Origin of the sequence: Undibacterium sp. Ji50W (assembly GCF_049340445.1) — a bacterium.
In the GTDB taxonomy this organism is placed as follows: Bacteria; Pseudomonadota; Gammaproteobacteria; order Burkholderiales; family Burkholderiaceae_D; genus Undibacterium.
Window position 1 is genome coordinate 223,232 of record NZ_JBMPOX010000005.1, and the last position, 15,000, is coordinate 238,231.

The following is a 15,000-nucleotide window of genomic DNA, read 5'->3' on the forward strand; positions in this document are numbered from 1 at the left end:
GAAAAACTTTCAAGTGCTATTGTAACTTGAGTGCAGGCAATTCCTGCCTTCTTCAGAGTATCAGCCTGAGTAGCAATCGATTCCCGGCGACAGCCCAATAATGGAAATGGCTATCAAGTTGTTAGTAAAAAAGTAAAAATTTTGTTAACAATAGTGTTAACACTAGACAATTACATAAGCCAAGACTATTCTCAACGCAGGAGGGATGCATTTTATGAAAGAGTTAAAATCAGCTCGTATCCTTATCGTTGATGACGAAGAAAGAAACGTCAAACTATTGCAGGTGTTGTTGCAGTCAGAAGGCTATGCCACGGCATCGGCCAGCAACGGGCGCGACGCCCTGGCAATGGCGGTCAACGCGCCGCCAGACCTGATATTGATGGATATCATGATGCCCGGCATGGATGGTTTTGAAACTGTCACCGCGCTGAAAGCCCATAGTGCGACCCAACACGTACCCGTCATCATGCTGACTGCACTGGATGACCGCCATTCGAAACTGCGCGCCCTGGAGGCGGGAGCCGAAGAATTTCTGTCCAAGCCCATAGACCGCGCCGACCTCAATGTGCGGGTGCGTAATTTGCTCAGGCTGAAGGAATATGGTGATTTTCTGAATGACCATAACCAGTTGCTGGAACAACAGGTAAAACAGCGCACCAACCAGCTGGAAGATGCCTACCGCGAAACAGTATTTACCCTGGTGCGGGCAGCCGAACACAAGGATGAAGAAACCGGCCACCATGTGCGCCGTATCAGCTATTACTGCCAGGTGTTGGCCCAGGCGATGAATTTGCCACTGGAATTCCACGATGCCATCTTCCAGTCCAGTCCCATGCATGACATCGGCAAAATAGGCATCCCTGATCACGTACTGTTAAAACCCGGCAGTTTCACCATGGATGAATGGAATATCATGCGCACCCATTGTGCGCTGGGTGCCAGTATTTTATCCAGCGGCGGCTCTCCGTATACAGAGATGGGGGCAGAAATCGCTCTCAATCACCATGAACGCTGGGATGGCACCGGCTATCCGAATGGCTTGAAAGGCGCCGCCATTCCCATCGCTGCGCGTGTCATGCAAATCTGCGATGTGTATGATGCGCTGCGCAGCCGTCGCCCTTACAAGCCGGCCTTTGACCACCAGCGCAGCATGGCCATCATCGCCCATGGTGATGGGCGAACTGAACCCGGTCATTTTGACCCCGTCGTGCTGGCCTGTTTCGTCGCCCAGGGCGATCGCTTTGCCGCCATTTATGACCAACATGACGATGCCTGAGCATACTCCGGGTATTTTGTTGATCGATGCCGACCCTGCCTTGCAAGCCAGGCTGGCGATCTTGCTACATGCTTTGCCACAGCGGCTCTGCATCGCCGCCGGCCCCGCACAAGCCCGCCGTGTGATGGCAGAGCAGCGCATCAGCTTGCTCATTGCGGAACCGGCAGACGCAGGTGTGGCTAATTTCATGCAGGACATGCATGAAACAGATGGCGATATGGTCAGCCTGATCCTGACCGCTCATCCTGAACATCCGCAAGTATTGCAGGTGCTGAATCGGGCCAGACCTTACCGCCTGTTGATTAAACCTGTTAGCGATGCAGAATTGCTGGGCACGGTCAGACAGGCACTGGAACATGCGGTACAACAACAGGAACAGCAACGTTTGCTGCGCGAATACCAGGGCATACTGGCCAATGCGGAAGGTGCCCATGCTTTCCGTGTGCTGGATGCACTCATGCATTCCATCCACAAGGATATGGCAGCGGATGCCATACATCATTTGCCGGTAGGTGCATTGCTATTGGTGAATGACTGTGTCAGCCTGTCGAATGCACCGGCACGGCGGTTTTTGCAGGAGATGGAAGAAACCCCGGCAGAACCCGGTATAAGCCTGGCGCACTTGCCCGCTGCCTTGCAGGACGCGCCGCATGCCCCGCGCCGTCAGCGCCTGCAACACCGCACTGCCATCAATCGCAGAGTGGACTATTTCGTGCTGGAACTGACTGCCGGTACCCTGATCGCTTTCGCTCCTGAACCCAGCCTTGGACGTCCACCGGATACATAGCATTCTGTATCAGCTTCATAGCGGTCATGCAGTGACAATATCAAGTTCCACAGGAAGAACCACATGAAAAAATTCAGTACAGAATTCAGGTTGGTCACTGGTCTGGGCCTTGGCCTGATATTGCTGCTGATAGCCGGATGGCAACTGTATCGCGCCTTGCAGGAATACCGCAACAACTCCTACTGGGTAGAACATACCTATCTGGTCATGGGTGCGCTGGATGACATGAAATCAGGTGTGCTGGAAATGGAAAGCGTGCAAAGACTGTATCTGATTACCGGTGATGCCTCCTTCATCGGCCAGCGCGAAGCGCAGACCATACAGGCACAGGCTGCCATGAAAAAAATCACTGAGCTGACGGCAGACAATCCACGCCAGCAATTGCAAGGGAAAGTCCTGGCACAAAGACTGAATGAACGCCTGACCACCCTGGACCAGACCTTGCGCCTGTATAAGGAAGCCGGTTTTGAAGCCGCGCGGCAAAGACTGATAGGTGGGACACCACGCATCATCATGGAGAGCCTGCTGGAACAAATCAGGCAAATGGAACAGGAAGAACAGGTATTGCTCAGTCAGCGCAGCCGACAGGCCGAACAGAGTGCAGTGCAGGCGCGCAATGTCGGCACGTTGATGGTGGTAATCACTTTGCTGGGTTGGTTCTTGCTGTGGCAACAAATCAGGATTGATGTCAAACATCGCTCGGCTGCCGAAAAAGCCGTTCACGATAGTGAATCGCTACTCAAGCAGATACTGAATATCTTGCCGGTGGGTGTGTTCATTTCAGATCGCAACGGCTTGCTGACCCAGATCAATCAGTATGGCGAAAAAATCTGGGGCGGTGCGCGTCATGTAAGCATGGACCAATATGGCGAATACGTAGGCTGGTGGCCAGATAGCGGCAAACGCATCGCGGCAGATGAATGGGCGCTGGCACGCACCCTGCAAAACGGTGAAACCATTTTGAACGAACTGGCAGACATACGCTGCTTTGATGGCAGCCGTAAAACCATTTCAAATAATACCTCCCCTTTGCGTGACGACAGCGGTCGCATCGTCGGTGGTCTGGCGGTGAATGTGGATGTCACCGACTTTATCCATACTGAGCGCAAGTTAAGGGCTGCCGCCCACTATGACGACACCCTGGTACAGGCGCAAAACCTGTTTGCCACCAGCTTTGACCGTGAGAAAATTTTTTCCGGCCTGCTGGACCTGCTGGCCGGACGCCATGGTTTCGCCGTATCTGCCTTGTATGGATTTGATGAATGGAATGCCGTGTTCCGCTGTGAAGCAGGGCATGGCCTGGGCCGCGAGGTGCCACGTCAATTCGCGCTGGGCGAAGGCTTGCTGGGTCAGGCAGCCCTGAGCGGAAAAACCAATTTCCTGGATATTAGCTACCTGAAGCTGGAGGTCGGGCTGGCAGATTTCGCGCCGACCCAGGTGTTGATGGTGCCGGTCACTTATCAGGAGCGCCGTCTGGCAGTGCTGGTGCTGGCGGCGACCACCAGGCTGATCGACAGCGACCAGGCGTTTCTGGAAAAACTGGTGATACAGCTGGGTGTCGCCCTGCACAATCTGCGTCAGTATAACGACCTGAAATTGCTGGCTGATCGCCTGCGCATCAGCAGTGAAGAAATTGCGGCTAAAAATCAGCAACTAGAACAAGCCAGCCTGATGAAATCCGAATTCCTGGCGAATATGTCGCATGAATTGCGTACCCCTCTGAATGCCATCATCGGTTTTTCAGAAATACTCAGGGATGGCCTGATGGGAGAAATGAATACCCGGCAAAGCGAAGGCATCAATGATATTTTCAATAGTGGCAAGCACCTGCTGAGCCTGATCAATGACATTCTTGACCTGTCCAAGATCGAGGCCGGAAAAATGAATGTGAATTTCGAAGCCGTCAGCGTCGCGCCGCTGGTGCAGTCCAGCCTGCAAATCGTGCGTGAACAGGCCCTGATCCAGGGACTGCAACTGAGTGCAGAAGTACAGGAAAACCTGGGTGAAGCCTGGCTGGATGAAGTCAAGATCAAACAGATCATCTATAACCTGTTATCGAATGCCGTCAAGTTTACGCCTGAAGGCGGCAAAGTCAGCATTGCTGCTCGCCGCGTCGATGGCGTGAAGATCGCGGGCGGACGGTATGAACATTATCTTGAAATCAGCGTCAGCGATACTGGCATAGGCATGTCGGCGGAAGAGCAGACGCGCCTGTTCCGGCCATTTACCCAGATAGACAGCAGCCTGGCACGCCGCCATCAAGGTACCGGACTGGGCCTGGCCCTGGTCAAGCGCATGGCAGAATTGCATGGCGGCAGCGTGACACTGCATAGTGAACCAGACCAGGGTTCCACTTTCACGGTACTCTTGCCTTTGCGTACTGCCGCTCAGGTGGAAGCGATTGTCGGCAACGCGTCCATGCCGGTCAGCCATAGCAGTATTCCGGCCCCGGCGGCCGATACCAGCGGTACGCTGCTGGCACTGGTGATAGAAGATGATGACCAGGCCGCTGAAGTATTGCGCCTGCAACTGGAAAGCGAAGGCTTTCGCGTTGTGCGGGCCAGTTCGGCAGAAAGTGCCCTGGCCCTGGCTGAACAGGAATGCCCTGACCTGATCACCCTGGATATTTTGTTGCCGGGCATGGATGGCTGGGAATTCTTGCAGCGCTTTAAACTGGACACCCGGTTTGCATCGGTACCGGTGGTGATTATTTCTATCGTGGCTGACCGTGGCCGTGGCATGTCACTGGGAGCAGCGCAGGTCATGCAAAAACCGGTATCAAGGGAAACCATGAATGCGGCCCTGGCGCAACTGGGATTTGCATCGCGCAGCAGCGGGCGGCAGTTAAGTGCGCTGATCATTGATGATGACCCCAAGGCGATACAACTGATTACAACCTACCTCGACAGTTTCGGTTACCGTACCCTGTCTGCCCTGGGTGGCCAGGAAGGCATACATACAGCCCGTCGCGCCCAGCCTGACCTGATCGTACTGGATTTGATGATGCCCGAAGTCAACGGCTTTGACGTGGTTGAAGCCTTGAAAGCAGATGCCAGCACCGCCGGAATTCCCGTTATGATATTGACAGCCAAACAAATCACCACTGAAGACAAACTACGCCTGAACGGCGATGTAAAAAAAGTAATGGAAAAATCCGAATTCAATCATGGTCGTTTCATCGGCGAAGTCAGACGTGCCATGGCCGGCAGAGGAAAATGACATGGCACGCGTACTGATCGTGGAAGACAATCCTGTCAATATGAAACTGGCCTCCTTTCTGCTCAACAATGCCGGTCACGAGGTATTGCAAGCCGCTGATGCAGAAGTGGGCCTGCGTTATGCAAAAGAACAGTTGCCGGACTTGATCTTGATGGATATGCAATTGCCCGGCATTGACGGCATGACAGCAGTGCGCCTGCTCAGGAATGATGCCGTTACCGCGCATATCCGTATCATGGCATTGACGGCATTTTCCATGCATGGTGACAAAGAACGCTTCATGGCAGCGGGTTGCGATGCCTATATGGCAAAACCCATCCGTTACCAGCAATTCATGGATCTGGTAAACAAGGTCCTGAGTAGTTAGCTTGCTATCATCCTGGCAAGTGCTCCGACGTAGAATTTGCTTACAACGCCGGGCAGGCGAGGTAAACTATGGGTTACTGAAAAAAGGTGTCCCATGAAATTTGAGCATTTGGTAGAAATCAATGATCTGAGCAATCCCATGATAGAAGTCATCACCCGCGAGCAATTGTGGCGCGGCCTGGTATTAAGGGCAGAAATGCCAAGAATGTTTGTGTCTTACCTGGACGACGCCCTGATCATGGAGCGTACCGAAGCTGGCATGACGCGTACGCTGAAGTATGGTGAGCTGGAAGTCACGGACCGTGTCAGTTTCGTGCATCTGGAACATGTGCATTACGATGTGGCGGCGCAGAAAGAAATCCCGCATTCCACCCTGCGCATGAGTATAGAAGAACCGCAGCCACAGGCGCTGTTCGTGCGTTTCAGCTATGACAATGGCCAGAGTGCGCAGCACGATGCCGAAAATGATATGTATGACGAATATCGCAAATCGGCCTATCACGAAGCCGACGTCGAAACCGTACGCATCATCCGCGAGCTGGCAGAAGCCGGCAGGCTGGATGCCTTGCCGTCCTGAGTTGAATGGCAACATCGGCAACACCGCCAAGACCGTCAATCCAAATGGCGATTGACGGCAAAACTCTGGGATAATGCCGCCTTGCTCTTCTTTACGCTTCTCCGATTACCATTCTCTCTGCAAGGCTTACCATGTCCAAGCGCACTGCCACCGTGGCCACAAAAATCACCGTGCCCGCCATACTTCCTGCGCCCTTACCGGTTCAAACCACACGCCTGAAACGCAAGCAATTTGCCAGCACGGGCGACGTCCATGTACAGGGCGATGCCCTGATCACCACCCAGCTTATCGTCGGTGGTGACTGCCTGATCGATGGTGACCTGGAAGCAGAAGAAGTATTTTGCCTGGGTAAATTGACAGTAACCGGCGATATCCGCGTGCAATCGCTGTATATTGGTCATACGCTGGATGCCGGTGGCAATATTGAAGTCGAATACCTGCTGAAGACCGGTTGCAGCGCCGACTGGATGGCACGCATGCTGGAACTGGATCAGCGCAAGGCTTTGGTGGCTGGCAGTAATTTCATTCATCAACTGGTACATCCTGCCATCCTGGCACGGCATGATCATCATGATGCCTTTGGCGGTTATGGCGATATTCAGGCGCTGGGCTACCTGACCTGTGCCGACCTGGATTGTCATGGCAATGTACAACTCGACGATGTGCTGGAAGCCGGCGAAATCCAGTTTATCGGCGGACATTTGTCGGCTGCTGGTATCCATGTTGCCGGTGACTGCAATTGTCAGGGTGAATTGTTCAGCGAAACCGATGTCCAGATAGAAGGCAGCCTGTTTGCCGCCACCGTGATTTGCCAGGGCAACCTGGAAGTAGACAGCCTGTGCAGCCAGGGTGATATCAGTACCTGGGGCAGCTTGCGTGCCACCGGCGAAATCAGCAGCCTGCGCGGTGAAATCCATTGCGGACGCTGGATCGCCACCAAGGCCACGATTTATGCGGCCAAGTACATCAAGTCGGGTGAATCTGTGATTGGTGAAAAAGGCATCAGTTGCGGCAGCGATTACGGCATCCTGGCTGGCACCACCCTGCCACGTTCACGCTGGGCGACACATGGTATGGTGTCCGCCACCAGCAAGCCACGCCTGCTGTTGTCCGGCCTATTTGTCGAAGGCAAGAAACTGCGCCATATCGATGCACTGGAAAAGAAACGTGAAACCGAACTGGATTGGGAAGTGCAGCGCCGCCTGAAGCGCGAAATGCAGCCAGACTAAACAGCCAGGGGAAGGGCTTGTGCCTTTCCCGCAGGGTCTGATCGCTTCTTCCTGTCATTGGCAAAGCGGGCCTTAAGTTCGCCTCAATCTGGCCTTAAGTTCGCCTTAAATTCGTCGCCTTAAGTTCGTATTATGTTCGTCTTAATAGCAGCTTGTGCAACAAGCCAGCGCCAATGACAAACAAGACGATGGCAATCAACCAATGCGCTGGTGACGGTTGCCAGTCTTCCCCGGATACTGCCCAGCGCTCCATCAGCATGGCCAGGCTGTTATAGCTGGCGTGCAAAATGATACCCGGCCACAAGGAACGACTGCGTTCATACAGCCAGCCACACAGGCAGCCGAGCAGGAAGGCGGCAAAGAACTGGTAGATATTCAGGTGCGCAAAACCGAACAACAAGGCCGACCCGCAGATCGCTTGCCAGCGTGAATACTGGCCCAGGAAACTGCGCAGGATAATGCCGCGAAACAGCATTTCTTCCACCACCGGGGCAATCAGGCAGGCAGTGACGATGGACGACAGGCCACTTAGCATCATCTGTTCAAAAATCTTTTGCTGCCCCGCTGGTACCGGCAACCATTGCACCAGCACTTGTTCCAGCAGCATGATCAGCAGCGACAATGCCGGCACCAGCATCAGTACCGGCACACCCAGCAAGCCAACGGTAGCCCCCACCGGGGTAGGGGAAGCATGAAACAGGGATGAATAAGTCATCTTCTTGTAATGCAGCAGTACCGTGAATAACACGGCATTGGCCAGCAGGAAAACGATGCCTATCATATGCGCGGGGTCCATGCCCAGCACAGAACGCATATCGTAAAAAGCGGCGTTGATGACAAATTCCACGCCCATCAGAAAAGCGACCAGAAAAACCGCTTCCAGCGCCGAGGGAAATTGATCGTGTTGCTGTTTCATAAATAGGAAGGGAAGACCAGAATTGGTGCTGTAGCGGATGACCGGTACATTGCAGCATTACATATCAGCATTACTTAGCAGCATTACATAGCCGACAAGTCCAGACCGGCTGAAAATTCGCCGTCCACTTCCTTGATGATGGCCTGACCGGCTATCGTGTCCTCACCGTTAAAACTCAGGGTCGGTCCGCCATAGAGGGTCCAGCACTTATTCAGCGCTTCAGATACACGCAGGCAGAATGCCTTGTCGTCGGGGCCGGTCAGATAACGATAGAGTTTCATGGTGCCTGTCTTTGCTGTGAGTCTCCCATTATAGCCGCCCCCGGGCAGCCGATGCCGGGATAGCAAGCAAATACTATCCCGCACACAGTCTTCCCTAACCGGCAGCCTTCAAATGCCGCAATTGCTGTAATTGCTGCAGTTGCTGCAATTGCTTTTTGAGCAACTGGTTTTCTTCCAGCAATTCCGCCATCATCCCCTGCACTTCCCTTTCGCTAAACCTGGGGGTGATGTGTTGCGGACAATTCCATTCGACCGCCTCTACCGCGATGATGACGGCACGCTCAACCCGGGCACGGTAGGCCGGCATTGTCAGTCTGGCGATGAGCTCAGCTTGTTCATTCTCGTGAACGATGCGGGCCCGGCCCCAGATTTTCATACGCCGCCGTCTGGCATAATCGATGAGGATCAGGGAAATCCTGTCATTTGCAAACAGATTGCCCACACTCAGGTATTGCGCATTGCCGGAAAAGTCGGCATAGCCTATGGTTTTGGCATCGAATACCTGCAGAAAGCCCGCCGGGCCGCCCCGGTGCTGCACATAAGGCCAGTCATTTTCAGACACCGTCGCCTGATAAAAACTGTCGCGCGCCTGCAGGAATTCAATGTCACGCTGCAGCAAATGATCCCGCTTTTCATCCACCAGTTCAAAACCAAGATTGTCTTCCCGGCTGCCATACAGGCTTTGTGCTGCTTTGACACTGGGTGTGAAGCTGATATCGGCAAAGGCGCGGGACATGATGGTTTCCAATCAGGTAGTTGGCGTAAAATGAACGCCTGCCATCTACTCTGTAGCAAAGTCAGCAGGATTAGAATCCCCATCATTTATAATTCATTATTCCTTTTAGCGGAATAATGGAAATAATCTGCACTGGTCGCCGCGCAAGACAGGAACTAAATTTGTAGAGATGTGTCTGTAATTGACTGCTATTGTCAGGATTTTCTGCCATTTTAATAAGCAAACTGAAAATTTGACCGCAAGTCACCGTATTTCGCTGTATTTTGCTGCACACTGATTATTTTCGTTGATGGGTGCAGCTGTACTGCCGCCCGTATGTTTTACCTCGTTGGAGACCAATTTGTTCAAAGTTATCGCCCTCACGCTGGCCGTTGCCGGTGCTTTTTCATCCGCCCATGCTGACGAAGGTCAGTGGCAACCACATCAGTTACCCCAGTTAAAATCCGAACTCAAACGCATAGGCATCAGCATCCCGGCTGAAAAACTGGCGGATTTGAGCAAGCACCCACTGAATACCATGGTGTCGCTGGGCGGCTGTTCTGCCTCTTTCGTGTCAAACAGCGGTCTCGTTGTAACCAATCATCACTGCGCGTACAAAGCTATACAGAGAAATTCCACGGCAGAAAAGAATTACATCAGCGACGGTTTCCTGGCCCGCACCAAGGCCGAGGAATTACCGGCCGGACCGGATGCACACATGTACATCACCGACAAGGTAGACAACGTCACCGACCAGGTATTGAAGGGATTGACGGCCACCATGTCTGGCCGTGCCCGCTATGAACAGGTGGAAAACCGCATCAAGGCCCTGATTGCTGAATGTGAACAGGACAAAGCCTATCGTTGTTCCGTACCCAGCTTCCATCGCGGACTGGAGTATTACCGCATACGCCAGATGATGATACGGGATGTCAGGCTGGTGTACGCACCCTCTGACAAGATTGGCAATTTTGGGGGTGAAGTCGATAATTTTGAATGGCCGCGTCATACTGGCGACTATGCATTTTTGCGTGCCTATGTGGGCAAGGACGGTCGCCCTGCTGACCCGTCTGCCGACAATATCCCGTATCAGTCCAAAGACTTCCTGGTGGTGTCGGCACAGGGTCTGAAAAATGGTGACCCGATCTTGCTGGCCGGTTACCCAGGACGCACCAGTCGTTATAAACTGCCGGCAGAAATACGTTTTGCGCGTGACCGCAGCTATCCGGCCAAGGTGACTGAATCCACGGCCGATATTGCTGTCATCCAGGCCGCAAGCGCTGGTGACAAGACTGCAGAAGTACGTTACGCCAGCGTCGTCAAAGGCATCAACAACGGTTTGAAAAAAACTGAAGGCTTGCTGGCTGGCTTTGCGCGCAAAGACCTGGCCGCCATCAAGGATGGCCAGGATGCCGACTTCCGTGCCTGGTATAAACAGCATGGCGACAACAAGACTTTGCTGTCAGAACTGGACGCGGTCATCGCCAGTGACATGACGCTGTCTGAACAAGAAACGGCATGGACCATCATCCATACCGGTGAAATGCTGAAAAGTGCGCGCACGCTCTACCGTGTCGCTATCGAAAGCGAAAAACCGGATGTCGAACGGCATGCCGACTATCAACAGCGCGAATTGTCGTTTATCGCCGGACGCCTGAACCGCCTCGAACAATCTTATCTGCCCAATGTCGATCAGGCACGTTTCACCGCCGCCCTGCAACGCTATAGCAAATTGCCAGAACATGCTCATCCGGCAGGACTGGACGCCTTGCTGCCAGCGCCGGAAAGCGTGGTCAACTTGTATCAGCAAAGCCAGTTGGGTAACACGGCCACGCGATTGGGCTGGATGAGCAAGAACCGCGCTGCGTTCGACGCTTCAGACGATGCCTTCATTCGTCTGGCCATCAAGCTGCATGAAATTGATATGACGCTGGAAAACCAGCGCAAGGAAGTGGATGGCAACCTGGAACGCATCATCCCGCAATACATGCAGGCTGTCATCGCGTGGAAGAAATCCATAGGCAAACCGGTGTATCCCGATGCCAATTCAACTTTGCGCGTCACCTATGGCACGGTGGCTCCGTACACACCACGTGATGGCATCAGCAAGGGGCCATTCACCACGGTGGAAGGCATACTGGAAAAAGATACCGGCAAAGCGCCGTTCGAGGCACCCGTCAATCTGCTGGCCAGCATCAAGGACAAGCACTATGGCCAATTCAAGGACAAGGTATTGAATACTGTTCCGGTAAATTTCCTGTCGACGGCAGATACCACCGGTGGCAATTCCGGCTCTGCTGTGTTGAACAGGAATGGTGAACTGGTGGGCCTGAATTTTGATTCCACTTATGAATCAATTACCAAGGACTGGTATTTTGACAGTGCCATCACCAGGGCCATCCATGTCGATATCCGCTATATGCTGTGGGTTATGAGCGAAGTTGATCATGCCGACAATGTACTGAAGGAAATGACGATCAGGTACCCGGCGAAGTAAGCAAGTCTTCATCGCAAAAAAAAGCGAATCATTGAGGTGATTCGCTTTTTTTATCTGCTAACAGAGTGTTCAGGCACCTTCCCAATGCAGGTCTTTGCCCTGGCTCCATATCGGCGGCATGATGTAATTTTTTGCCCAGTCACTGACCTGCAGTGCTGGCATCGGTCGCGCCACGCCATACCCTTGTGCCAGCATACAGCCGAGTCGCATCAGGGCGACGCCATGTTCGGCACTTTCCACCCCTTCCGCAATCACTTCACGGTTAAACGCGCGCGCCAAACCGATGACGGCACTGATCACGGCCAGGTCATCTTTGTCTTCAAGCATATCGCGCACAAAACTCTGGTCGATTTTCAGGGTATTGGCGGGTAATCGTTTGAGGTAAGACAGGGAAGAATAACCTGTACCGAAATCATCGAGCGCAAAACTTACACCCATTTTCTGGCTGGCCAGCATGACTTCGCGTACATGTTGAATATCCTGTATGGCGGCGGATTCGAGAATTTCTATTTCCAGCCGTTCGGGCGCGACATCCGGATAGTCAGCCAGTATTTTGCGCAGGCGCGGTAAAAAATTCTTGCTCTGGAAATGACGGGCAGCGATATTCACGCTGACTATCCATTGCTGGTGTTCACGATTCCATAGCCGCAGTTGTTCCATGGCCTGCTGCAAGACCCAGTCACCGATATCAATGATCAGATCCGTGTGTTCGACCAGGGGTAAAAATTCCAGTGGGCCGACGATGCCATGTTCCGGGTGCTGCCAGCGCAACAGGGCTTCCATGCCTGTCACATGGCCCAGACGCATATTCACTTTGGGCTGGAAATACAGGCACAGTTCACTCTGGTGCAAAGCCTGTCTGACGCGGGCGCGCTGATTATGGTGGGTGCGCAACTGCTGGTCTTGCTCGGCATCGAACAGATGGAACTGGTTACGTCCGCTCAGTTTGGCCTGGTACATGGCCTGGTCGGCACAGCGCAACAAGGTATCGGCATTGATATCATCACGCGGGTAAATCGCCACGCCGATACTGGCCGACATGCTGACCATGCGTTGCTCGATTTCATAGGGTTGTGCCAGTTCGGCCAGCAGCAGGGCGAGGTTCAGTTCTACCCCGGCGACATCGGTCTGGTTGTGCAGGAGCACCACAAATTCATCGCCACCCAGCCTGGCTACGCTATTGCTGGACCCCACGCTGATTTCCAGGCGGCGCGCGACCTGCTGCAATAGTTTGTCAGCAAATTCATGGCCGTATTTTTCATTGATGACCTGGAAATAATCGAGGTCGAGCAGGCAAACAGCCAGCCAGCATTGCTGTTCACGGGCGCTGTTGATGGCCAGGCTGAAGCGTTCGGCCAGCGAGGCCCGGTTTTCCAGCCCGGTCAGCACATCATGGCCTGCCTGCCAGGATAGTTGCTGTATCAGTTGCCGGCGTTCACTGACATCGCGGAACACCAGGACGCAACCGGTGACGCTGCCATCTTTCTGGCGTATCGGTGCCGCCGTGTAATCCACTTCGATCTGCCTGCCACCACGCGCCGCCAGAATCTGGTTACTGGCCTGCAAGACGTCTTCGCTATTGCAGATATTGTTGACAAAATCACCCAATCCAACCCGGCTGACCGAGTCGGCCAGGAAAAATACATCCTGCAAGTGATGCTCGCATGCTTCTTCCCTACTCCATCCACTCAGTTGCTGCGCCAGTTTGTTGAGCATCAGGATGCGGCCATCGACATCGGTACTGATGACGGCATCGCCAATCGAAGCCAAGGTGGTTTCCACCTTTTCGTTTTCTGCGGCCAATGCTGCCTGCGCCTGAATACGTTCACTGATGTCGATCATGGCACCGATGCTGCCAACTGGCTCACCATCGACATTGGTCAGGTTCGCCTGGTAAAAAATGACATCCAGATGCTTGCCGGAGACATGGGCCCTGGCCTCTGTCACCCGTTTCACTGCATCGCCGGCATCATCCGGCATCAGGGGCATGCTGGATACACCAGGTATGTTCTTATCACTGAAAAGGGCTGGCATGGGCTGCCCTATGACTTCTTCAGCACTGAGTTCAAACATCAGTTCCCAGGCATGGTTCACCCGTCTGCAGATGCCATGCTGATCCTGGAAGAATATCGGTATCGGCAAGGCATTCAGCAATTGCCAGGTGAAATGCAATTGCTCGCTATGGTCGCGCTGGCTGCGTTGTAAAGTCAGCAGCAAGGCTTGCACTTCATTTGCCATGCTATTAAAGGTCAGGGCCAGGGCGCGTGCTTCAGCCGTGCCCGACACCGACATGCGTACCGCATGCTGACCTTGCTTGAATTGCTCAGTCACGTTGGCCAAACGACTGATGGTTCTGGCATTCGAGCGCAGTATCAGGCTCAGCAAGAGGTAGATGGTGAAAATGATGCCCAGCGAGATTTTTGCCTGGGTAATGAACTTTTCCCAGATGTGTTCTTTTTCATACTCGGCCGTGGTGTCAAGCCGCAGCACGGCGGCATCCCCATTGGCCAGTCTGACTTCATTGGCAACTGTTTCCTCAGGCAAGGACAGCACCTTATTGAACCAGGCTGGCACGGCAGCACGCTGGAGTTGCGAATCTTGCCCGACAAACTGCTGCTTACCATAACTCCAGATAATACGGGTAATGATGGTGCTGGAACGTACTTCCTGATCCAGCAAAGTATGTATGCCCTTACTATCACCTTGCGCCGATAATGTACTCAATACCGGGATCAGGTAATGAAAAGAATGCCGCAGCTCTGCCTCTGACCTTTGGCGGGCATCCAGGGTTTCTGCACCAAGCAGCAAGTAGTAGCGCAAACCACTGACGGCAAATATCAAGAAAAAGAGCGGTACAAATAGCCGGGTATAGATTCCTCGCTGCTGCCAACGCTGTAAAAAATCTTGTAGTGTTTGCACAAATTCAACAAATTTCAGTGAAATAAAGCATTTTGGTTAACAAAGCAAGGTGAACTGGTCATCACGTATTCACTATTACACTGAGGGCAATTCTAACCTGAAGATGATTCTTGTTACCGCGAAAAAATTGATTTGAGGCAAATATGCTTGAAGACAACAGCTTGTCATACAAGTACACAACAGTATGGGAAGGTTTTGATTACCTTCACGTTATGAAT

Annotated in this window: 11 protein-coding genes; 7 read left to right on the forward strand and 4 right to left on the reverse strand. The window is 53.1% G+C overall.

Annotation, left to right across the window (positions count from 1 at the left end):
• Positions 1 to 214: 214 nt before the first annotated feature.
• The 6 genes from ACO0K9_RS10965 (at position 215) to ACO0K9_RS10990 (ending at position 7,454) form a co-directional block, all read left to right on the forward strand.
• Positions 215 to 1,276: a response regulator gene (locus tag ACO0K9_RS10965; protein WP_422984706.1), complete on the forward strand. Its 1,062-nt coding sequence runs from the start codon at positions 215 to 217 to the stop codon at positions 1,274 to 1,276.
• Positions 1,269 to 2,063, forward strand: coding sequence for a hypothetical protein (locus tag ACO0K9_RS10970; protein ID WP_422984708.1), 795 nt, complete (start codon positions 1,269 to 1,271; stop codon positions 2,061 to 2,063). The genes ACO0K9_RS10965 and ACO0K9_RS10970 overlap by 8 nt, the downstream gene beginning before the upstream one ends.
• A 63-nt stretch (positions 2,064 to 2,126) precedes the next feature.
• A complete protein-coding gene (locus ACO0K9_RS10975) occupies positions 2,127 to 5,282 on the forward strand; it encodes a response regulator (RefSeq protein WP_422984710.1) in 3,156 nt (1,051 codons plus the stop codon).
• Between the two features lies 1 nt (position 5,283).
• Entirely contained in the window at positions 5,284 to 5,649 is a 366-nt protein-coding gene (locus ACO0K9_RS10980) for a response regulator (RefSeq protein WP_422984712.1), read from the forward strand.
• Positions 5,650 to 5,742: 93 nt separating this feature from the next.
• Positions 5,743 to 6,225, forward strand: a complete 483-nt coding sequence (locus ACO0K9_RS10985) for an SRPBCC family protein (RefSeq protein ID WP_422984714.1) — start codon at positions 5,743 to 5,745, stop codon at positions 6,223 to 6,225.
• 131 nt (positions 6,226 to 6,356) lie between these two features.
• Positions 6,357 to 7,454 carry a hypothetical protein gene (locus ACO0K9_RS10990; protein WP_422984716.1) on the forward strand — a complete coding sequence of 366 codons (1,098 nt, stop codon included), beginning with the start codon at positions 6,357 to 6,359 and terminating at the stop codon, positions 7,452 to 7,454.
• Positions 7,455 to 7,584: 130 nt separating this feature from the next.
• Here ACO0K9_RS10990 and ACO0K9_RS10995 read toward each other — a convergent pair whose 3' ends face one another.
• The 3 genes from ACO0K9_RS10995 to ACO0K9_RS11005 form a co-directional block, all read right to left on the reverse strand.
• Entirely contained in the window at positions 7,585 to 8,370 is a 786-nt protein-coding gene (locus ACO0K9_RS10995) for a lysostaphin resistance A-like protein (RefSeq protein WP_422984717.1), read from the reverse strand.
• Positions 8,371 to 8,453: 83 nt separating this feature from the next.
• Complete coding sequence (locus tag ACO0K9_RS11000) at positions 8,454 to 8,651, reverse strand: DUF1737 domain-containing protein (RefSeq protein WP_422984719.1); 198 nt, start codon at positions 8,649 to 8,651, stop codon at positions 8,454 to 8,456.
• 94 nt (positions 8,652 to 8,745) lie between these two features.
• Positions 8,746 to 9,387: a pyridoxamine 5'-phosphate oxidase family protein gene (locus tag ACO0K9_RS11005; RefSeq protein ID WP_422984721.1), complete on the reverse strand. Its 642-nt coding sequence runs from the start codon at positions 9,385 to 9,387 to the stop codon at positions 8,746 to 8,748.
• 340 nt (positions 9,388 to 9,727) lie between these two features.
• Between ACO0K9_RS11005 and ACO0K9_RS11010 the strand changes: the two genes are divergently transcribed.
• Positions 9,728 to 11,863, forward strand: coding sequence for a S46 family peptidase (locus tag ACO0K9_RS11010; RefSeq protein WP_422984723.1), 2,136 nt, complete (start codon positions 9,728 to 9,730; stop codon positions 11,861 to 11,863).
• Between the two features lie 69 nt (positions 11,864 to 11,932).
• Here ACO0K9_RS11010 and ACO0K9_RS11015 read toward each other — a convergent pair whose 3' ends face one another.
• Positions 11,933 to 14,704: an EAL domain-containing protein gene (locus tag ACO0K9_RS11015; RefSeq protein ID WP_422984725.1), complete on the reverse strand. Its 2,772-nt coding sequence runs from the start codon at positions 14,702 to 14,704 to the stop codon at positions 11,933 to 11,935.
• Between the last annotated feature and the right edge of the window lie 296 nt (positions 14,705 to 15,000).